The organism is Pseudogemmobacter sonorensis (assembly GCF_042762395.1).
In the GTDB taxonomy this organism is placed as follows: Bacteria; Pseudomonadota; Alphaproteobacteria; order Rhodobacterales; family Rhodobacteraceae; genus Pseudogemmobacter; species Pseudogemmobacter sonorensis.
Genome location: NZ_JBEFZE010000001.1, coordinates 66,170 through 86,670, shown reverse-complemented (window position 1 = coordinate 86,670; position 20,501 = coordinate 66,170). Strand labels below are relative to the sequence as shown.

The following is a 20,501-nucleotide window of genomic DNA, read 5'->3' as shown; positions in this document are numbered from 1 at the left end:
ATACGCACGAACCCCGCGCAAGCTGACGCTGCGTCCGTTCCGGCCCGCCGCTTCCGCGGCGCCCCCGGCGGGGCGAATGGCCCGGGCGGACTTGCGGCCCGGCCCCTCGCGCGCCTAGATGGGATCGAAGGCGCCCCGGCGCCGACCATCCCCCGGCCCCGGCACAGGGGCCAACCAAAGGGCCCCGGCACAGGGGCCAGCCACACGGGCCCGCCATCCGGGCCAGCCCCGAAGGAATATCGCACCATGACCCTGCCGCTTTCCCGTTCCCTCGGCGATGCCCGCCGTGATTTTCCCCGCGATGTTCCCCGCGATGCCCGCGATCCCGGCAAGGGCGCGGCGGAATTCGGCGACCTGCCGGAATGGGACCTGTCGGATCTTTATCCCGATGCCGAGGCGCCCGAATTTCTGCGCGACATGGAGGGGCTGGAAACCGCCTGCGCCGATTTCGCCGCCCGCTACGAGGGCCGCCTGGCCGCGCTGGATGCGGGCGGGCTGCTGGACTGCGTCCGCGCCTATGAGGCGATCGACGTGACCGCCGGGCGGCTGATGTCCTTCGCGGGGCTGCGCTACTACCAGAACACCATGGACAGCGCGCGCGCCAAGTTCATGGCCGATGCCCAGGACCGGGTGACCCGGGCCACGACGCCGCTGGTCTTCTTCAGCCTGGAGTTCAACCGGCTGGAGGATGCGCATCTTGAGGCGCTGCTGGCGCGGGATCCGGCGCTGGCGCGCTATCGCCCGGTGTTCGAGCGGATGCGGGCGATGAAGCCGCACCAATTGTCCGACGAGATGGAGAAATTCCTGCACGACCAGTCGGTCGTCGGCGCCAGCGCGTGGAACAAGCTTTTCGACGAGACCATGGCCGGGCTGATGTTCAAGGTCGAGGGCGAGGCCGAGGAGCTGAACCTGGAGGCCACGCTGAACCTCTTGACCGACAGCGACCGCGCCCGGCGCGCGGCGGCGGCGCGGGCGCTCGCGGGCGTGTTCGACCGCAACATCAAGCTGTTCGCGCGCATCCACAACACGCTCGCCAAGGAAAAGGAGATCGAGGACCGCTGGCGCAAGATGCCCAGCCCCCAGGCCGGGCGGCATCTGTCGAACCATGTCGAGCCCGAGGTGGTCGAGGCCCTGCGCAATGCCGTGGTGGCGGCCTATCCGCGGCTCTCGCACCGCTATTACGCGCTGAAGGCGAAATGGCTGGGGCTGGAGCGGCTTCAGGTCTGGGACCGCAATGCGCCGCTGGATCTGGAGCCGCCGAAGACCATCGCCTGGGACCAGGCCGAAACCACGGTGATGGATGCCTATGCCGCCTTCGCCCCCGAAATGGCCGATCTGGCCCGGCCCTTCTTCAAGCGGGGCTGGATCGACGCGGGCGTGAAGCCCGGCAAGGCGCCCGGGGCCTTCGCCCATCCGACCGTGACCACGGTCCATCCCTATGTTATGCTGAACTACCTGGGCAAGCCGCGCGACGTGATGACGCTGGCGCATGAGCTTGGCCATGGCGTGCACCAGGTGCTGGCGGCGGGCCAGGGCGAGCTTCTGTCGGCCACCCCCCTGACGCTGGCCGAGACCGCCAGCGTCTTCGGCGAGATGCTGACCTTCAGGAAGCTCCTCGACGCCGCGGCGACCCCCGCCGAGCGCAAGACCCTGCTCGCGGGCAAGGTCGAGGACATGATCAACACCGTCGTGCGCCAGATCGCCTTCTACGATTTCGAATGCAAGCTGCATGCCGCGCGGGCGGAGGGCGAGCTGACCCCCGACGACATCAACGCGCTGTGGATGTCGGTCCAGGCCGAGAGCCTTGGTCCGGCCTTCGATTTCATGGACGGCTACGAGACCTTCTGGGCCTATATCCCGCATTTCGTGCATTCGCCCTTCTACGTCTATGCCTATGCCTTCGGCGACGGGCTGGTGAACGCGCTTTACGCCGCCTACGAGGGCGGGCTGCCCGAGTTCCAGGCGAAATATTTCGACATGCTGAAGGCCGGCGGATCGAAGCACCACAAGGAATTGCTGGCGCCCTTCGGGCTGGATGCCTCGGACCCGGCGTTCTGGGACAAGGGGCTTTCGATGATCGCGGGGTTCATCGACGAGTTGGAGGCGATGGAGGGTTGAGGCGGCCTGGGGCTGGGGCTGCGGCTGGGGGGCTGGGGTTTGGAGGGGGCGCTGCCCCCTCGGCGCCTTTGGCGCCTCACCCCCGGGATATTTTTGCAAAGAAGAAAGGGGGGAGGCGCTCTTCATTCTTTGCCGCCGCTCGGGCGGCGGTCAATGGTCGGCGGCGGCGCGGTGGCGACGCAGGGCGAGCCAGAGGATCGAGCCGAGATAGGCCAGCGACAAAGCCAGCAGCATGACCCAGGGGTAGGTGATCACCGCCGCCACCGCCGCCACCGCGCCCACCAGGACGAAGGGCGCCGAGGAGGCCGCCACCCGCACCCGCTTGAGGCTGGGGGTGCGGATGCGGCTGATCATCAGGACGCCGATCGCGATCATCCACGAGGCCACCAGCTCTTCGGGCACGCCAAGGCCGGTGACCTGCGAGACATAGATCGGCAGCAAGGCCAGCAGCGCGCCCGCGGGCGAGGGCACGCCGATGAAATCGGCCTTCTCGGCCGGAATCTCGCCCCGGCTGCCGACATTGAACCGCGCCAGCCGCAGCATGCAGCAGACCGCGAAGATCAGCACCGCGATCCAGCCCAGCCCCACCTCGCCATGCAGGCCCCAGAGGTAGAGCACCATCGCGGGCACCACGCCGAAATTCACGAAATCGCACAGGCTGTCGAGTTCGGCGCCGATGGCGCTTTCCGAGCGCAGCATCCGCGCCAGCCGCCCGTCGAGCCCGTCGAGGAAGGCCGCCAGCGCGACCAGCAGGACAGCGGTCGAGATATTCCCCGAGATCGCGAAGCGGATCGCCGTCATCCCGGCGCAGAGCGCGAGGATGGTGACGAAATTCGGCAGCAGCTTCAGCAGGAGGAGCTGGCGTTCGCGCGGAGGGGGGGGGAGGGGCGGATCGGACGCGGGATCCTGCGGGCCCGGTTGGGGCGGGGTCTCGGCCGGGGTCTCGGCCGGGGTTTCGGCCGGGGTTTCGGAAGGCCCCATCTCAGTCGATCCGGGCCTGGCGGGCCGGGGTGTCCTCGCCGATGATTGCCAGCACGGTCTCGCCCGCGACGGCGGTCTGGCCGAGGGCGACCTGGGGCTGCACCCCTTCGGGCAGGTAGACGTCGAGCCGCGAGCCGAAGCGGATCAGGCCGAAACGCTCGCCCGTGCGCAGTTGCGCGCCGGGTTTGGTCCAGCAGACGATGCGTCGCGCCACCAGCCCCGCGATCTGCACCACAGCGATCCGGCGGCCATCGGCCATCTCGATGGCGAGGGCGTTGCGCTCGTTGTCCTCGCTCGCCTTGTCGAGCGAGGCGTTGAGGAATTTCCCCGGCCGATAGGCGACGGCGGTGACCTGTCCCGCGATCGGCGCGCGGTTCACATGGCAGTTGAAGACCGACATGAAGACCGAGATCCGGGTGAGGGCGGCGGGCCCGAGGCCGAGTTCGGCGGGCGGCACGGCGGGGGCGATCATCGAGACCACGCCATCGGCAGGGCTGACCAGAAGGCCGCGGTTTTCTGGGACGGCGCGCTTCGGGTCGCGGAAGAAATAGTAGCACCAGACGGTCAGGCCGGTGCCGATCCAGCCGAGCGGCGCCCAGATCAGGAACAGGACCAGCGTGACGGCAGCGAAGGCGGCGACGAAGGGAATGCCCTCGCGGTGCATGGGCTTGATGAAAGTGTCGGTCATTTTCATGGCGGTTTCCCTCGCTTGCAACTTCCGGTCCTAGCGTCTCGACCCGCGTCGGGCAACCCTGATCGGGGGGCTGGCGGAGGGCCCGGCTCGAATGCCGCGCAGGGGCGCGGCGCGGGGAAGCGGCGGATCCGGGTCGTGGGACTCAGGCCGCATGCCGAGTGGTCGAGCTTTGGCGCAAAGGCGCAGGGCGGGCGCGGTCTTTGCCGTTGGCACCTGAAGGCCGCGCGCGGGACTAACAGGCTGCTGAAAAAGTATTTTGGGGCTGTCTTGAAGCGAAAATCTTCCCGACAAGGTAGAAAATTGGACCGAAAATGGCCTGTTTTGGCGCGCTATCGGTCGAATTTCCTGTTTTTTTAACGCAAGCTGCGGTTGCACATGACTTTTTCAGCAGCCTGCTAAGGGTTTCGGGCAACCGCCTGGCGTAGCGGGCGGCCGTCCGCAGGCTTGCGGCGCGAGCAACAGGCGCGGCGGCGAGCGAGCGCACAACCGGGCACTTGCCTGACCGGGACAGCGTCGGCTTTCCGTCCCGCGCGGTCGGCGCCGCCACCATCCTGGCTCGGGCGAGTGCTCTGACCAGGCGGGGTGTGGCGCGGGCGAAAGATCCGCTGCGCGGGCGGCAGATGCGGAGGCATGGATCGAAGGCGCAACCCGCCCCCTTGAGCCGGGCCTCCGAAAGGCCGCTGGAAAAGGACTTTCGGCCCGTATTGAGGCGGAAACGCTTCCTTGGTCGCGGCAATCGGGCCCGGAGCGCGCGGATTTTCCGGCGATTGCGGATCGATCTTGCGCTTCCCACCGCGAAACCACACCGCGCCGTCACTTTTTCTGCGGCTTGCGGAACATTGGCGCCCGGTCCGTCCGGCGGTCTTGCCGCAATCCCTGCGCCACGAGGAATACATCAGGGAGTCTCCGTAACCTGCCGGAGCCCGTGCGGTGGTCGAGAGCCCACCGAGTCAAAAGACCGTGCCCGCCGGACGCGCAGGATGCAAGGAAAGAGCGGGCCGCCGCCCGCCCCAGCCCGGGCACGGCGGCATCGCGCGCGCGTGACGCCCACCGCCTACGGCAGCCCGGCCCGCCTCGCGCTGCACGGACGACAGTCACGGGGGCATCGACCGCCCGCTCGCGACGCCGAGTTGGATGCAGTTAAGGCCAAAGTCATAAGGGCGCGAACGCCCATGCACCTGCGCCAGAAGCCCCGAAACGCCCGGTCCCGACCGGCAAATCCAACCCGACCCCCCAGGCCAGGACCTCACCCCGGGACCGACAGGCCCTTGCCGCGCGCCAGATCGCGCATCCGCGATTGCAGCTTCTCGAAGGCCCGGACCTCGATCTGGCGGATCCGCTCGCGCGAGACGCCATAGCTTTCGGAAAGCTCCTCCAGCGTCACCGGCTCTTCCGAAAGGCGGCGCTGCATCAGGATGTCCTTCTCGCGGTCGTTCAGCACCGACATCGCCTCGGCCAGAAGGGCGCGGCGGGTGTCGAGTTCGTCCCGCTCGGCGTAATCTGCGGCCTGGTCGCTGTCCTCGTCCTCAAGCCAGTCCTGCCACTGCACCGATCCGTCGCCGTCCGACCCCACCTGCGCGTTCAGCGAGGCATCGCCCCCCGAAAGCCTGCGGTTCATCTGGATCACCTCATCCTCGGTGACGGAGAGATCCTTGGCGATGCGGGCGACATTCTCGGGGCGCAGGTCGCCCTCCTCCAGCGCGCCGACCTTGGCCTTGGCCTTGCGCAGGTTGAAGAACAGCTTCTTCTGCGCCGAGGTGGTGCCCAGTTTCACCAAGCTCCAGGACCGCAGGATGTATTCCTGGATCGAGGCCCGGATCCACCACATCGCATAGGTCGCGAGCCGGAAGCCCTTCTCCGGGTCGAAGCGCTTGACCGCCTGCATCAGCCCGACATTGGCCTCCGAGATCACCTCGGCCTGCGGCAGGCCATAGCCGCGATAACCCATGGCGATCTTGGCGGCGAGCCGCAGGTGCGAGGTCACCAGCCGATGCGCCGCCTGCGGATCCTGGTGATCGGCCCAGGCCTTGGCCAGCATGTATTCCTCTTCCGGTTCCAGAAGCGGGAATTTGCGGATTTCCTGAAGGTAACGGTTCAGCCCCTGTTCCGGGCTGGGTGCGGGAAGGTTCTGGTAGGTGCTCATGCTTTGCCCCCTAGTTCTTCCCCGGTGCCATCAGCCCCCGGGGAACGCTGTTATCTGGGTATCGGCCCGCCCCGATTCAAGACCTCGCCCGGGACGGGCGCCCTCACCACCCTAACACGGATCGAAACCCGAGGTCCCGTCGAGCGCGCGATATGTCGGCGGCTTCACGTCATTGTCATGGCCCACCGCCCGCGACCAAACGACCAGCCCCCGTACGAAGGCACCGCCCGCCAACCAAGCCCCCGCCGCCCCCGATCATCCGCCCGACTTCCGCCAGGAAACCCGCCTCCCCGCGGAGCAAGGCCGCCCAACAGGCTGCTGAAAAAGTATTCCGGGGCAAGTCCGGGACGGAAATTTTCCCTGTATCGTCAATCATCCCTGGGGAAACCGCACTTTTTGGCTCGCGACCGGACCAATCCGATGATCTTCCGCGCAAGCCAGCGCAGCATGACTTTTTCAGCAGCCTGCTAACGGCAAGCCACGCCCCCAGAAAAGACGGGCCCACAAACACCTGGCCCCCAAAACCCCCGGCCACCAAGCCAACCCCTCCCCCTTTCTTCTTTGCAAAAAATATCCCGGGGGTGAGGCCCGGCACGGGCCGAGGGGGCAGCGCCCCCTCCAAACGACTCCTCCTTGCCGCCCCCTCCCTAAGCCCCCCCGCGCAAGGCCGAAAGCAGCGCCGCCATGTCCGGCGGCAGGGCCGAGCGGAACTCCAGCCGCGCCCCGCTCACCGGATGGGTGAAACCAAGGCTCGCGGCATGCAGCGCCTGGCGCGGAAAATCCGCCGCCGCAGCGGCCCCCGGCCCCAGCAATTTCTCCGAAAGCCTGCGCCGCCCGCCGTAGACCGGATCCCCCAGCAGCCCGTGCCCGGCATAGGCCAGGTGGACGCGGATCTGATGCGTGCGCCCGGTTTCAAGCCAGCAATCGATCAGCGCGGCCTGGCCCGCGAATCCCTCGACCACCCGGGCGCGGGTGACGGCATGGCGGCCTTCCGGCGGCCAGACCACCGCCTGTTTCTGCCGCTCGCTGCGGTGGCGCGCCAGATGGGTGGCGATGCGGATGACGCCCCCCGGCTCGACGCCGACCCCCCGCAGCCCCCGCAACCGGGGATCGGCACCATCGGGCAGGCCCTGGCACAGGGCCAGATAATGGCGGGCGACGCTGTGGGCCTCGAACTGGCGGGCCAGCCCGTGATGGGCCGCATCCGACTTGGCCACGACCAGCAGGCCCGAGGTCTCCTTGTCGATGCGATGCACGATCCCCGGCCGCCGCGCGCCCCCGATCCCCGAAAGGCTCTCGCCGCAATGGTGCAAAAGCGCATTGACCAGCGTCCCCGAGGGCGAACCGGGCGCGGGATGGACCACCATCCCCGCGGGCTTGTCGATCACGATCAGATCGGCATCCTCATGCACGACGGTCAGCGCGATCGCCTCGGCCCGGGTCTCGACCGCCTCGGGCACGCCGGGCCGGATCCGCCAGCACTCGCCCGGCACCACCCGGGCCTTGAGATCGGTCACCACCGCCTCGCCCGCCGCGCCAAGCCGCGACACCCGCCCCTCGGCGATCAGCCGCGCCAGGCGCGAGCGCGACAGCGCCGCCGCCTCGGGCACGAGCGCGGCCAGCGCCTTGTCCAGCCGCGCGGGCGCATCCTCGCCGATGCGGACCTCGATCGCCGCCTGCGCCCCCAGATCGAAAGGGGTATCGTCGTCGGAGAAATCTTCTGTCATAACATCCTCGCCCGAAAGCTGCCCCCGGGCAGGGAAAGATCCGCAAAAGGCGCGCCCCTCACCATGACCCCGGGTTCCGACATGGGCGGATTGCCGCCCTCGCTGCGTCTGTTGAAGGCTCTGGTCATCGTCCTGATGCTGAGCATGATCGGCGGCGTCATAGCGGTGGTGGCGCTGCTTGTCACGCGCCTGCCCCCTTCACGCCACGCCCCCCCGCCCGCCCTGCCCGACGGGATCCGCCTGCCCGAAGGCGAAACCGCGGGCGCGGTGACCTTCGGCACGGGCTGGATCCTCGTGGTGACCGAAAGCGACCGCATCCTGATCTTCGACACCGACGGCCGCCTGCGGCAGGACACCACACTCTCCCCCTGACCCGCCTGCCCCTCTCCTGGCCCCTGCCCATTCTTCTTTGCAAAAATATCCCGGGGGTGAGGCCCGGCACGGGCCGAGGGGGCAGCGCCCCCTCCCTGCCTCTCCGCCACCACCGCCCCCCCGGGGGCGTCACCCCACAGTGGCCACCGGCTGGATCACCGGCCCGTCCGGGGTCTCGGCCCGGTAAGCCCGGATCCCGAAAGAGCGCGCCAGATGCGCCTCCCCCAGCACCTCGCCCGGCGCGCCATCCGCCAGGATCCGCCCGCCATCCAGCAGCACCAGCCGCCCGCAATGGCGCGCCGCCAGCCCCAGATCGTGGATCGAGACCAGGACCGAGCGCCCCTCGGCCGCCAGTTCCCCGAACAGCGCCATGGTCGCGATCTGCCCCCCGGGATCTAGCCCGGCGACCGGCTCGTCCGCCAGCAGAAGCGGCACCTCCTGCGCCAGGGCGCGCGCCAGCAGCACCCGCGCCTGCTCGCCCCCCGAAAGCTCGGTGGCGCGGCGGTGGCGGAAGGACCACAGCCCCACCCGCTCCAGCGCCCGCGCCACGGCGGGATCGGCGGGATCGGCCGCCCCATGGGGGGCGCGGCCAAGCGCGACCAGGCTCTCCACCGAAACCGGCCAGGCGATCTCGCGCCCCTGGGGCAGGAAGGCGGCGGCGCGGGCGCGGGCCCGGGGCGCCATCCGCGAAAGCGAGGATCGCCCCGCATGCGGCAAAAGCCCAAGTGCGGCGCGCAGAAGCGTGGTCTTGCCCGCGCCGTTGGGGCCGATCAGCCCGACCACCTCGCCCGGCCCGATCCGCAGGGACACGCCCGCCAGCACCTCGCGGCCGCCGCGCCGCACGCCCAGATCCTCCAGCGCCAAGAGGCTCATGCCTCGACCCTCCTCAGCCGCCAGATCAGATGCAGGAAAAAGGGCGCGCCCACGATCGCGGTCAGCACCCCCAGCTTCAGGTCGCGGTCCGGCGCGATCAGCCGCGTCGCCACATCGGCGGCCAGCAGCATCGCCGCGCCGCCAAGCGCCGCCGCGGGCAAGAGGCGCGAGGGCCGCCCCCCCGTCAGGGGCCGCAGCAGATGCGGCACCACCAGGCCGACGAAGCCCACCGCCCCCGCGACCGAGACCGCCGCCCCCACCGCCGCCGCCGTGCCGATCACCAGCCAAAGCCGCAGCCGCGCCAGATCGACGCCAAGGCTTTGCGCCGCATCCTCGCCCAGGGTCAGCGCGTCCAGCCCCCGCCCCAGCGAAAGGAGAAGCGCCATCCCCCCCGCCATCAGCGGCGCCGCCAGCCAGACATGGCGCATCGAGCGATCCGCCAAAGAGCCCATCATCCAATGCACGATCTCGATCGCGGCGAAGGGATTGGGCGACAGGTTCAGCACCAGCGAGGTCAGCGCCCCCGCCAGCGCCGAGATCCCGATCCCCGCCAGGATCAGCGCCAGCGCCCCCCCGCGCGGCCCGGCAAGGCCCAGGACCAGCGCCACCGCCACCCCCGCCCCCGCCAGCGCCGCCAGCGGCAGGGCCAGCGCGAAGGCCGCCGCCAGCCCGGTCTGCAGCGCGATCACCGCCCCCAGCGAGGCCGAGGCCGAGATGCCGATCAGCCCCGGCTCGGCCAGGGGATTGCGCAAGAACCCCTGCATCGCGGCGCCCGAAAGCCCCAGCACCGCGCCGACCAAGAGCCCCAGGACGGCGCGCGGCAGCCGGATCTCGCGCATCACCTGCACGATGGGCCCGCCCTCGCCCGCGAAAAGCGCCCGCAGGCTTTCGCCCAGGCCCAGCCCGGCGGGACCGATCAGCAGCGAGGCGGCGAAAAGCACCGCCACAAGCGCCGAAAGCGCCAGGATCAGCCGGGTCATGGCGCGGGCCCTTCCGGGGTCTCGCGCGCCTCGAAAGCCGCGCGCGCGCGCGCCATGGCCGCGACGGCGCGCAGCACATGGGGCGTGCCGCAAACCCAGTCGGCATCGGTGGTGGCCGCGACCCCGGCCCCTTCGCGCAGCCGCGCCAGCGCGGGATGGCGCAGGATCTCTTCCGAGCGCGAGGCGCCGGGATAGGGGGTCGAGGTCACGATCAGTTGCGGCGCGGCCAGCACCAGCCGCTCCAGCGCCAGGATGCCGCCGCCGCTCAGGCCCGCGCGCGCGCCGATATTCTCCAGCCCGACATGGGCCAGAACGTCGTCGGCCAGGGTGCCCTCGCCGCTGGTATAGCCGTTGGGATAGTAAAGCGCGGCCGAGATGGGCGGCGCTTGCGTCCGGGGTTCGGCCAGCGCGGCCAGCCCGGCGGCGAATTCGGCGACCAGCGCCTCGCCCTCGGCCTCGCGCGACAGCGCGCGCGCCACCGCGCGGACCTGCCCCGGCACGCCGTCGAGCGAGGTGACCGCCGCCACCTGCTCCACCCGGATGCCGAAGCCGCGCAGAAGCGCGATGGTGGCGGGGGAATTGTATTGGCCCGCCAGCACCAGATCGGGCGCCAGCAGATAGACCTGCTCGGCCTGGCCGCGATTGACGACATAGGCCCCGGCCTCTTCAGCCATGGAAGAGGACAGCGGGTCGAGCGCCAGATGGCTGACCGACACCAACTGCCCCGGCGCCGCCAGCATCATCGCGATCTGGTCGGTGCAAAGATTGATCGACACCACCCGCGCGGGCGGCTGCCCACCGGGAGGCGTGGTGGCGCCCCCGGCGCCGGGGGCCCCCGGATCGGAAGCTACCGGACCGGAAGCTACCGGATCGGAGGCCCCAAAATCGGAAGCCCCTTGATCGGAAGCTACCGGATCGGAAGCCACCGGATCGGACGCCAAGATGGCTTCGGGGGCGACCGGCGCCGCCCCCTCCTGCGCGGCCGCCATGCCCGCCCCCCACAGCAGAAGGGCAAGCAGGGCCGCGCCCGCCTCAGAACGAGGTGCGGACACCGACAAAGACCTGGCGGCCCGGCTGGCCGTAGTTGCGGACGGTCTGATACTCCTCGTCGAACAGGTTCTCGACCCGCAGATAGGCCTGGGCCGCATCGTTCAGCTCATAGGTCAGCGTCAGATTGGCCAGCGTGTAATCCGGCATCGCCGAGACCGGCGCGGGCCAGATGCCGTTGTCGAGGAAATCCGCGACATGCTGCACGGTCAGCACGCCCGAAAGCCGGTCGGCCAACCGCCCCTCGACCCCGAAGGTCAGGTCGTGGCGCGGCACCCGCACCAGCCGGGTGTCCACCCCCGCGTCCGAGGTCACGGCATCGGCATAGGTGTAATTGCCGAAGACGGTCCAGCCCGGCGCCACCTGGTAGCTGCCGGTCAGCTCGATGCCGCGGGTGCGGGTCTCGCCCGGGATCTGGGCGTAGCAGCCCGGCCAGCCGCCGCCCGAGGCCGAGGCGCAGGTGGTGGCCGAGCCGTCCCAGCCGATCTTGTCGTCGATGGTGGTCTGGAACAGCGTGGCCTGGATCGAGCCGCCCGGCAGCAGATATTCCGCGCCAAGCTCGAAATTCTGGCTGGTCTCGGGCATCAGGCCAGTGTCGCCATAGGCCGAATACATCTCGTAGAGCGAGGGCGCGCGGAACCCGGTCGAGGCCACGGCCCGGATCACCCAGTCCTGGCCCGGCCGCCAGGCGATGGCGGCGCGGCCGGTGACCTTGCCGCCGAAATGTTCGTGATCGTCGCGGCGCAGCGCCAGCGACAGGTCCAGATCCGGGGTCGGCGCGTAAAGCAATTCGCTGTAGACCGCCGTGGTCCAGGCCTTGCCCCGGTCGCTGCCCGCGCCGAAATCCTCGCTGGTGCGGTCGAGGCCCCAGTTGAGCGAGACCTGCTCCGAGGCCCGCCAGCGCCCGTCATAGGCGATCTGGTCGCGCGCGCCGTCATAGGCCTGCACCCAGCCCAGGGGATAGTAGCGCGAGGTCTCGGTCCGGGCATAGGACAGCTCATGGCTGACCGCGCCGGTCTCGGCCGCCACGAACAACCGACCCCCGCGCAGGCGGCCATGCTCGGTCTCGGCATTGTCGGCGGTCTGGCCGTCGAATTCGGTATAGCTGTTGCGGGCAAAGCCGTTGAAGCCGATGCGGATGCCGTCGGTCAGGTCGTAGGCCGCATGCAGCGTCAGCATCGAGGTTTCGAACCCGTCGTCCTCGGTGCCCCCGGCATAGGCCGAAATCCCGTCGGTGCGGGTGTGGCTGAGGGTCAGGGCAAGCTCCGCCCGCTCGGTCTTCAGCCCGACCGAGGCCGTGGCGGAGCGCGTCGCGTCCGAGCCGATCTCAAGCCCCGCCTCGCCCGAGACGCCGTCCTTCACGGGGCGGAAGCTGGTGATGTCGACGACGCCGCCGATCGCCTCGGAGCCGTAGAGCGCCGATTGCGAGCCGCGCAGCACCTCGATCCGCGAGATGCCCCCGGTGGTGGTCGAGCCGAAATCATAGGCGCATTGCGTGCCCGAGGGGTCGGCGACGTCGATCCCGTCGATGCGCACGCCGATATAGGGCCCGGCCAGGCCGCGCAGCCGCAGCGCGGTCGAGGTGCCGAGCCCGCCGTTGCGCGCCATCGAGACCCCGGGCAGGCGCGCAAGCTGGCCCGCGACCGAAAGCTCGCCCGATTTCTTCAGATCCTCGCCGGTGACGACCGAGACGGTGGCCCCGGTCTGCGACAGGCTGCGCGCCTCGGTGCTGGCCGAAAGCGTGATCTCGCCAAGCGGCAGATGGTCGGACAGCGCGCGTTCCTGCGCGCGGGCGCCGGTGGCGAAGCCCGTCGCGGCAAGGGCCGCGAGGATTGCGATATGTGAGATGCCCTGCATCTGATGTCTCCCTCAGGCGGCGGCCGGGACGGCGCGACCGCGGATGCGTTGCATGGCCCGAGGGGAAAAGGCCGAAGGCCGCCCGCCCGGTGACATGTTTCGTCACCGCTGGCGGAAGCCCGCCCTCCTCCGCGCCCCACGCACGGCGGAAAGGGTGATCACCCTGGCAGGTCTCCTGGCTTGCGGGTCTGGGCGCATTGGACGGGCCTTCCCAGGGCGCGAAAGGCGCGCCCCAGTGGCATTGTTCGTCCGCGCTCGCCGCTTACAGTTGCGGGGGCAGCCGCGGAATCGCACCGCGTTCCCTTTTCATCCGGGGCCGAAAGCGATGCCCCGGGGCCCGCCGCCTGCCCCCGGAAACCGAAGGTTCCCCTGCATGGCCCGGGGGCGGCAGGCTTGTCAAGCCATCCGCGGGCCCGGTCGGCCTGCCCGCCCGCCGCGCCCCGGGGATCGCCGTCTCGGGCCGGGTCTCGGGCCGGGTCGCGCACCGGGTTCCAGGCCGTGTCTCCCACCCGGTTTCGCACCGGGCGCGATGGACATTCCCGCCGATCCCGGTCGAAATGCCACGATCCTTCGCGCGCCTTCGTCCCCCTCGGGTCATCGGCCGCCCCCCCCTTTGCAAGCGAGCGCCAATGTCCGCCAATGCGCCCCATTCGCCCCCCGCCACCGCCCCCCGCAACATCGGCGGCGTCTCGTTCTGGCATGCCGAGATCGGCCCGCCCACCCCCCGCGCGCCCCTGCCGGGCCCGACCCGGGCCGATGTCTGCATCATCGGCGCAGGCTATACCGGGCTGTGGACCGCCTGGTATCTGAAACGCGCGCGACCCGATCTGAAGGTGATCGTGGTCGAGAAGGCCTTCGCGGGCTTCGGCGCCTCGGGACGCAATGGCGGCTGGCTGTCGGGCGGCTTCGCCTGGAGCCATCGCCGCTATGCCGCGACCTCGGGCGCGGCGGCGGTGCGCGCCATGGTGCAGGCGATGAACGGCACCGTCGACGAGGTGATCGGCATCGCCGAGGCCGAGGGGATCGAGGCCGACATCCGCCGTTGCGACGAATTGATCGTCGCGACCAATCCCGCGCAACTGGCAAGGATGCGGGCCGAGGCCGACACGCGCCGCCACTGGGGCGAAGAGGGCCGCATCCGCCTGATCGGCGGCGACGAGATGGCCACACGCATCGCGATCCCCGGCGCGCTCGGCGCGATGGTGGTCGGCAACACCGCCCGGATCCAGCCCGCCAAACTGGCGCGCGGCCTCGCGCAGGCGGTGGAACGCGCGGGCGTCGTGATCCATGAGGGCACCTGCGTCACCGCGCTGTCCCCGGGCCTGGTCGAGACCGACCGGGGCGAGATCCGCGCGAAGGCGGTGCTGCGCTGCACCGAAGGCTTCACCGCCACCCTGCCGGGGCTGGGGCGGGAGTGGCTGCCGCTGAACTCCGCCCAGATCGTGACCCGGCCGCTGCCCCCCGAGATCTGGGCGAAGATCGGCTGGCAGGGGCATGAGATCCTTGGCGATTTCGCCAATTCCTATTGCTATGCGCAGCGCAGCCGCGAAGGCCGGATCACCATGGGGGCGCGCGGCATCCCCTATCGTTTCGGATCGCGCATCGACCGCGACGGCGCGCCCGACGGCGAAACCATCCGCCGCCTGACCGCGATCCTGCACCGCCATTTCCCCCAGACCCGCGAGGTCGGCATCGACCATGCCTGGTGCGGCGTGCTGGGGGTGCCGCGCGACTGGTGCGCGACGGTGGGCTTCGATCCCGCCACCGGCATGGGCTGGGCCGGGGGCTATGTGGGCGTGGGGGTCTCGACCTCGAACCTCGCGGGGCGGACGCTGGCGGATCTGGCGCTCGGGGTGGAAAGCGGGCTGACGCGGCTGCCCTGGGTCAACCGCCGGATGCGCCGGTGGGAGCCGGAGCCGCTGCGCTGGCTGGGGGTCAGGGGGATGTATGCGCTGCTGAACGCCGCCGACCGGGCCGAGGCGCGGCCCGGCGCGCGCCGCCCGTCATGGCTGGCGGGGCTGGGAAACCGGCTGGCCGGGCGGGGGTAGCGGCGCCGGAGGCGCGGGGTCGGAGGTCCGGGGGCCGGGCGCAATGAGCCGGGCACGGTGGACCAGGGCGCGGCGGGCTCAGGTGCGGAGCCGGGGCACGGCCAGGGCGCGGGAAAGCCGGGGGGCAATCCGACGGCGGCCGGGGCACGACCGGGCCGGAAAGGGGCGCCCCGGTCTGGATGCCCCGGTCTGGATGCCTCGGTCTGGGCGCCTCGGTCTGGGCGCTTCGGTCCCGCCCCTCAGTCGCGGCGGCGCAATCGCTCGACCAGGCCGAAGACCAGGGGCGCGGCGACGATCACCAAGAGGATGCGCACCACATGATGCAGCGCGACGAAGGCCACGTCGGCATGGATCGCCAGCGCGATCAGCCCCATCTCGGTCAGCCCCCCCGGGGCCAGCGCCAACACCGCCTGTTCGGTATCGACCCCGGCCACCCGCTGCATCGCCAGCGCGAAGGCGAAGGCCAGCGCCATGGTCAGCCCGGTGGCGCCCAGGCACAGCACCGCCGCCTCGCGCAGCGCGGCCAGCGGCACCCCGCGGAACCGGCATCCGATGATCGTCCCCAGGACGATCTGGGCCATGACCACGATCCAGCCCGGCGGCGCGCTTTCCGAAACCCCCGCCAGATGCAGCAACGCCGAGACCAGCAGCGGCCCGAGGAAGGTCGGCGCGGGCAGCCGCAGCAAGAGCCCCAGTCCCGCCCCCACCACGGCCGAGCCGGTCAGCATCAGCGCCTCGGCCAGGCTCAGCGGCGTGGCGGCGCGCATCGGCATGCCGCCCACCTCATGGCCCTGGACGATGCGGAACCAGAAGGCGACGATCGTGATCGTCAGCACGATGCGCAGGCTGTGGGCCAGGGTGATCGGCAGCACCTTGCCGCCCCTGGCCTCGCCCACCTCGATCATCTCGGCCAAGCCCCCGGGCATGCCCGAGAAATAGGCCGTGGCCCAGTCCATCCGCCCGACGAAGCGATAGAAGGGCACCACCACCAGCCCGACCGCCAGGATATAGACCGCCAGCACCGCAAGCGTGCCCAGCCAGGCCCCGGCCTGCTCCAGCACCTCGGGGCCGAAGCGCGATCCCAGCAGCACGCCGATCACCGCGACCACCACGGGGCGCGCCCGCTTCGGCCCGCTGACCGGCAGGCCGCCGACAGCGGCGGCCATGGTGGCGAAAAGCGCCCCCAGCATCCAGGGCAGCGGCAGGCCCAGGCTCCAGAACAGCGCGCCCCCGACCACGCCGAGGCCAAGGCCGAGAAGATGGCGTCCGATCCGATCGGGGTTGGAAAGAAGACGGCTGAGATCGCGCAATTCGGGGCGGTGCCTTTCGTTCTCTCGGGTGTCCTGCCCGGGCCATCCGGGCAGAACGGGCGGTCTGGGGCATGGGGCCCGGGCCGGGCTACCGCGCGCGGCCCGCCTGCGCGGGCCGAGGGGCCGACACCTGCCATGTCGGCGGATCCTGGCCGGGCCCGCTCCGGCCTGTCTGGGCCAACCCTGTCTGGGCCAACCCTACGGGCGAGGCACCGCAAAGGACCCCCGCAAAGGCACCGGAGCGGGGCCGAAACCGCCGCATCGGCCAGTGGGCGCGAAGCTGAAGCTGCCGGGCCAGCCCCGCTTCCAGCGGGCGAAGGACCCGCCGCGTCCGGCTTTCCGCATCGGATTCGCCGGGCCCGGCCGCAAGGCAGATTCGGCCCGAAGCCACCTCGACCAATCCATGCGGCCCCGCAGCCCGATTGTCGAGCCCCCGGCGCGGCCGAGCGCACGAAGCCCCCGGCGAAAGGCGCGGCGAGAACCGGGTCGAACCCTTGGGATCGCGGCGGGCAACTCCGCCGCCAAAGGGCCGGCACCGCCCTCCGGCCCGCCGATCAAATCCGCCCTGCGACCTGACAACCGATGCGGCTTGTCGCTCCACCAGCCGGATCCGCCGGTCGCGTCCCCTTGGGCGCACCAACCGGCCCCGCGTGTCACACCGCCGCGCAACTCTGCCCATCGGCTGGTGTCCATCGGGTCGGCGCGGCCCCCCGCGCTACCACTCAGCCCCGCCCTTCGGTGCTGCAGCCGATGCCGCTCGCCGCCCCGCCGGGCAACTCGCCCATCGGCTGGGGTCCATCGGGTCGGCCGGTCAAACGCCGCCCGCCGCCCCGATAAGCCCAGTCCCAAGGCCCGCGCGGAAAAACCGCATCCCCGGCACGGGAATCTGATCCAGATCAGTTTGCCGCCGCCTCCGGGCTGGCATGACTTCCCTTGGCACGGCCCCTTCCGGGCCGCAGCAGACGCCCCGCCCAGCCACGCCAGCCACCAGCCACGCCAGCCACCAGCCACGCCAGCCAGACGAGCCCCGCCGCCCATGCGCCTGACCCTTCGGACCAATCTCGCCTCGCGCGTCCTGATGTTCTGCGCCGTCAACGACGGCCGCACCGTCCGCACCGCCGAGATTGCCGAACGTTGCAATGCCTCGCTCAACCATCTGCTCCAGGTGGTGTCGATGCTGCAGGCCAGCGGCTTCGTCGCCACGCAAAGGGGGCGGACCGGCGGGCTGCGCCTTGCCCTGCCGATGGAGGCGATCTCGCTTGGCGCGGTGTTCCGCGTCTTCGAATCCGACCTGCCCTTCGCCGAATGTTTCGACCCGGCGACGAACACCTGCCCCCTGGCCTGGAACTGCCGCCTGAAAGCCTACATCGCGCGCGCGCTGGAGGCGTTCTACGACGAGATGGACAGCGTCACCCTGGCCGATCTGGTGCGGGGGAACTGCGGGCTGGCGGGGCTGCTGGAACTGCCCGGGCGCATGGGCGCGACCTGCCCGAACCGGCAGGGCCCGGCCGGAACGGAGCATGAGCGGGGGCGCCCGAACTGATCCCGCGGGACTATGGCCCTTCGAACGAGGCTCCGATATCGGAGCACCGGCAGACCAAGCACCCGCAGACCACGCACCGGCAGACCGCACCGGAAGGCAGGCGCCGCGGGCCAGGCACCGACCCGACGCTTGGCCGCGATCCCGGGCCCCGGGCAAAGGCCCGGGACTCAGACCGGGGCCTCAGGCCGGGACCGCGGCCCCGGCGAAACGGCGCGCCAGCGCCTCGGTCTGGACGCGGATGTCGGGGATGGCGGTGATCTCCCAGAAGGCTGCGCGCGACACCGGGCCGATGGCATGGATCCGGCGCGAGGGCCGCCCGTCGCGCCCGACCACATGGCAATCCGCATCGACATCCAGCCCGATCGACAGCGGGTCGATCCGCGCCGCGCCGCGCGCCAGAAGATCGCCGATCAGGGGCGAGGCATTGGCCAGCGGATCGCGCCGGATGCCCCGGCAGTCGATCACCAGCGCGGCGGCGATCGTCTCGGTCGTCGAATTGCCGCGCGGGCGGTAGGAGACCGCGATCCCGCCCTCACCCCCCCGATCAACCCCGCGCCAGGCGCCGCGCAGAAGCCGAAGCTGGCCCGAGAGGAACGCCCCCGACAGCCGCGCCTCGGAGGCGGGCGGGATGCGGTGGCGATGCACGTCCCACCAGGTGGCGCCATGGCGCAGGAAGCGCGCCCGCGCATCATCCGGCAGCGCGCGCCACAGCGCCTGGACATGCGGGCGGATGCCGTCCACCGCGTCGCGCCAGGTGCCGCCCTGCGCCTCGGCCCGCCGCGCCAGCCCGCGCGCCCAGGCCCAGAGGCGGCTGACCGGAGCGCCGAAGGGCACCTCCTCGGCCGCCACCGCAAGCGGCGTGCCCGAGGCATGCGGGCGCGGCAACTGGCCACGGCGCGACAGGGCGACGATCTCGCCCCTATGGCCGGATTTCAGCAATGTAAGCACCTGATCCACCATGGAAAGCCCCGATCCCAGGATCACCACCCGGGCCTCGGGGTCGATGCCTTCGGGCACGGCCCAGGCGTCCGAGAGCAGCCCCTCGGGATCGGGCGAGGGCAGGACATGGCCGGTCGCCAGCACGGCGTAATCGCCCATCAGGCTGCGCCCGCCCTCCAGCCCCGCCGCGACGCCGTCGGCGCGCTCGGTCAGGGAGGTGCAATTCTCGGCCAGAAAGCGCAGCCGCCCGCCGGTGAAGGTCTGACCGGCGGCACTAGCGGCGCCGGACGCCGGGGCGCCCGATCGCGACGCCTGCGGCGGGGTCGGGACATGCGGTTGCGGGGCGAATTCCGGGGCGGATGCCGAGGAGGAGGCACCCGACCCGCCCACCTCCGCCTGCCCTGTCGCCACGAGACGGGGATCGGCCCAGGGCCGGAGCAGGTCGGAAAGATAGGCGCCATAGGTCGCGCGGCTGACGAAACAGCGGTCGGTCACGCCCGCGCCCTCGGGCCGCGCCTTGAGCCCGCGGTGGAAGTGATGCGGATCGGCGGGATAGGCGCTCATGCTATGGACGCGGGTGTTCAGCAGATGGTCCGGGTCGGGGGTGGAATAGGCCAGGCCCCGGCCGGGCCGGTTGCGCCCCTCGACCAGGGTGACGCGGAAGCCCGCCGCCTCCTGCGCCAGCAGATGGGCGGCCATCAGGACCCCGCTCGCCCCGCCGCCCAGGATCAGCACATGCGGCCCCCGGGCTGGCGAGGCAGGCACCGGGCCCGGCGGCGCGGGCGGGAACGGGGGCGCGCCAGATACGGGCAGGTCTGGCAGGGCCGAATCGGCTGAAGGCGCGTCAGGCCGCGCCGCCGCACCATCGGGCGCACCATCGGGCGAAGCCGCCGATGCGGCAGCCCCCCGTGCAGGCGGATCATCCGCGGGAAGGGACCCCAGGGAAAGGGCCTCGGTCGAAAGGGACCCGTCGGAACGGGGGCGGTCCATCGTCACTCCACAATATTCGGTTCGTCCGTCATTCGGGCCGGGCCCGGATTTCGGGCCCGTCCCCTTGCTTATCCGGTTGCTCCGGGGCCCGGGTCCAGGCCGGGGCGGGCTCGCCTCAGGCCAGCCAGACCAGCGCGGCCACCACGACCACCAGCAGCGCCAGCGATGTCAGCGCCAGGCGGCCATCGTGAAGCTGCGCCTCCTCGGCGCCCTCTTCGGACAGCGCGCGATCCTCGCCCGCAAGAAGCGCCGCAAGCGCGGGCTCAAAGCCGTTGTAGATCATGGAAACCTCCTGTTCTGCCGATCGGGTTCGCGATGAACTGGCCTGGTTCGGCGCGCGCTCGGGCCCGGGCTGGAAGGTTGCGGGAAAGCCCGTCAGGGCGCGGAAAGGCGGGGTGGCGCGGCGGCCAGGGCGAGCGTCGGATCGGTGGCGGGATCGGTGGCCGTCACCGTGGCCACCACCGGGGCGGGCGGCGCGAGGGCGCCGGGAAGCACCGCCAGCAGCCCTTTGGGCATCAGGACAAGCACCAGCGCGAAGAGATAGGCCGACGCGAACAGCAGCACCGGCAGGGCCGCGCGCGCGCCAAGCGTCGCGCCCCTGCCCCTGCCCGCGCGGCGCAGCCACGATCCGGCGGGCGCATCCCTCCGGGAAAGACCCGGTGCAGCCCCCTCCGCAAAGCGATCATGACGGGCGCCGACAGCCTGCGCCCGCGCGAGACGCCCCGAAGGGGTGGAGCCGGGCAAGGCCGACCCAGACGAAGCGTGCCCCGAGGCGATCCCGGGCGGGATCAGGCCTTGCGCGGTGGGGGCCGCTGCGGGCCGGACTGAAGCTTCCATCATCCTCTCCTCCCTGCCCCAGGGGCGACAAGGTCGAACCCG

General features: G+C 71.2%; 16 protein-coding genes and 1 riboswitch. Of the genes, 4 read left to right on the top strand and 12 right to left on the bottom strand.

Annotated features, from left to right (window positions below):
• Positions 1–246: 246 nt before the first annotated feature.
• Positions 247–2,118 (top strand): M3 family oligoendopeptidase, encoded by a 1,872-nt coding sequence (locus tag ABNX41_RS00350; protein WP_438667727.1) that lies wholly within the window; start codon positions 247–249, stop codon positions 2,116–2,118.
• A gap of 150 nt (positions 2,119–2,268) precedes the next feature.
• Here the strand turns inward: ABNX41_RS00350 and pssA are convergent, their stop codons facing one another.
• The 4 genes from pssA to ABNX41_RS00330 all read right to left on the bottom strand — a co-directional run bounded on the left by pssA (position 2,269) and on the right by ABNX41_RS00330 (position 7,663).
• Positions 2,269–3,099 carry a CDP-diacylglycerol--serine O-phosphatidyltransferase gene (pssA, locus tag ABNX41_RS00345; protein WP_438667726.1) on the bottom strand — a complete coding sequence of 277 codons (831 nt, stop codon included), beginning with the start codon at positions 3,097–3,099 and terminating at the stop codon, positions 2,269–2,271.
• A 1-nt stretch (position 3,100) separates the two neighbouring features.
• Complete coding sequence (locus ABNX41_RS00340) at positions 3,101–3,793, bottom strand: phosphatidylserine decarboxylase (RefSeq protein ID WP_438667725.1); 693 nt, start codon at positions 3,791–3,793, stop codon at positions 3,101–3,103.
• A 1,246-nt stretch (positions 3,794–5,039) separates the two neighbouring features.
• Positions 5,040–5,936: an RNA polymerase sigma factor RpoH gene (rpoH, locus tag ABNX41_RS00335; protein ID WP_438667724.1), complete on the bottom strand. Its 897-nt coding sequence runs from the start codon at positions 5,934–5,936 to the stop codon at positions 5,040–5,042.
• 647 nt (positions 5,937–6,583) lie between these two features.
• Complete coding sequence (locus tag ABNX41_RS00330) at positions 6,584–7,663, bottom strand: pseudouridine synthase (RefSeq protein ID WP_438667723.1); 1,080 nt, start codon at positions 7,661–7,663, stop codon at positions 6,584–6,586.
• A 63-nt stretch (positions 7,664–7,726) separates the two neighbouring features.
• Here ABNX41_RS00330 and ABNX41_RS00325 point away from each other — a divergent pair, with 63 nt between their 5' ends.
• Positions 7,727–8,035 (top strand): DUF6476 family protein, encoded by a 309-nt coding sequence (locus ABNX41_RS00325; RefSeq protein ID WP_438667722.1) that lies wholly within the window; start codon positions 7,727–7,729, stop codon positions 8,033–8,035.
• Between the two features lie 129 nt (positions 8,036–8,164).
• Here ABNX41_RS00325 and ABNX41_RS00320 read toward each other — a convergent pair whose 3' ends face one another.
• The 4 genes from ABNX41_RS00320 to ABNX41_RS00305 form a co-directional block, all read right to left on the bottom strand.
• The gene (locus ABNX41_RS00320) at positions 8,165–8,908 is read right to left on the bottom strand and encodes an ABC transporter ATP-binding protein (RefSeq protein ID WP_438667721.1); all 744 of its coding nucleotides are present in this window, start codon (positions 8,906–8,908) and stop codon (positions 8,165–8,167) included.
• Entirely contained in the window at positions 8,905–9,888 is a 984-nt protein-coding gene (locus tag ABNX41_RS00315) for a FecCD family ABC transporter permease (protein ID WP_438667720.1), read from the bottom strand. Before ABNX41_RS00315 ends, ABNX41_RS00320 begins: the two co-directional genes overlap by 4 nt.
• Positions 9,885–10,664, bottom strand: a complete 780-nt coding sequence (locus tag ABNX41_RS00310) for an ABC transporter substrate-binding protein (protein ID WP_438667719.1) — start codon at positions 10,662–10,664, stop codon at positions 9,885–9,887. The genes ABNX41_RS00315 and ABNX41_RS00310 overlap by 4 nt, the downstream gene beginning before the upstream one ends.
• A 256-nt stretch (positions 10,665–10,920) precedes the next feature.
• Positions 10,921–12,792, bottom strand: a complete 1,872-nt coding sequence (locus ABNX41_RS00305) for a TonB-dependent receptor plug domain-containing protein (RefSeq protein WP_438667718.1) — start codon at positions 12,790–12,792, stop codon at positions 10,921–10,923.
• Positions 12,793–12,941: 149 nt separating this feature from the next.
• A riboswitch (cobalamin riboswitch) is annotated at positions 12,942–13,128 on the bottom strand.
• A gap of 293 nt (positions 13,129–13,421) precedes the next feature.
• Here ABNX41_RS00305 and ABNX41_RS00300 point away from each other — a divergent pair.
• Positions 13,422–14,840, top strand: coding sequence for an NAD(P)/FAD-dependent oxidoreductase (locus ABNX41_RS00300; protein WP_438667717.1), 1,419 nt, complete (start codon positions 13,422–13,424; stop codon positions 14,838–14,840).
• 239 nt (positions 14,841–15,079) lie between these two features.
• Here ABNX41_RS00300 and ABNX41_RS00295 read toward each other — a convergent pair whose 3' ends face one another.
• Positions 15,080–16,150: an AbrB family transcriptional regulator gene (locus ABNX41_RS00295; RefSeq protein ID WP_438667716.1), complete on the bottom strand. Its 1,071-nt coding sequence runs from the start codon at positions 16,148–16,150 to the stop codon at positions 15,080–15,082.
• Between the two features lie 1,036 nt (positions 16,151–17,186).
• Here ABNX41_RS00295 and ABNX41_RS00290 point away from each other — a divergent pair.
• Positions 17,187–17,693, top strand: a complete 507-nt coding sequence (locus ABNX41_RS00290) for an RrF2 family transcriptional regulator (RefSeq protein ID WP_438667715.1) — start codon at positions 17,187–17,189, stop codon at positions 17,691–17,693.
• A 180-nt stretch (positions 17,694–17,873) separates the two neighbouring features.
• Here ABNX41_RS00290 and ABNX41_RS00285 read toward each other — a convergent pair whose 3' ends face one another.
• The 3 genes from ABNX41_RS00285 to ABNX41_RS00275 form a co-directional block, all read right to left on the bottom strand.
• Entirely contained in the window at positions 17,874–19,367 is a 1,494-nt protein-coding gene (locus tag ABNX41_RS00285; RefSeq protein ID WP_438667714.1) for an FAD/NAD(P)-binding protein, read from the bottom strand.
• Positions 19,368–19,737: 370 nt separating this feature from the next.
• Positions 19,738–19,905: a hypothetical protein gene (locus ABNX41_RS00280; protein ID WP_438667713.1), complete on the bottom strand. Its 168-nt coding sequence runs from the start codon at positions 19,903–19,905 to the stop codon at positions 19,738–19,740.
• A gap of 92 nt (positions 19,906–19,997) precedes the next feature.
• Complete coding sequence (locus ABNX41_RS00275; RefSeq protein WP_438667712.1) at positions 19,998–20,186, bottom strand: hypothetical protein; 189 nt, start codon at positions 20,184–20,186, stop codon at positions 19,998–20,000.
• Between the last annotated feature and the right edge of the window lie 315 nt (positions 20,187–20,501).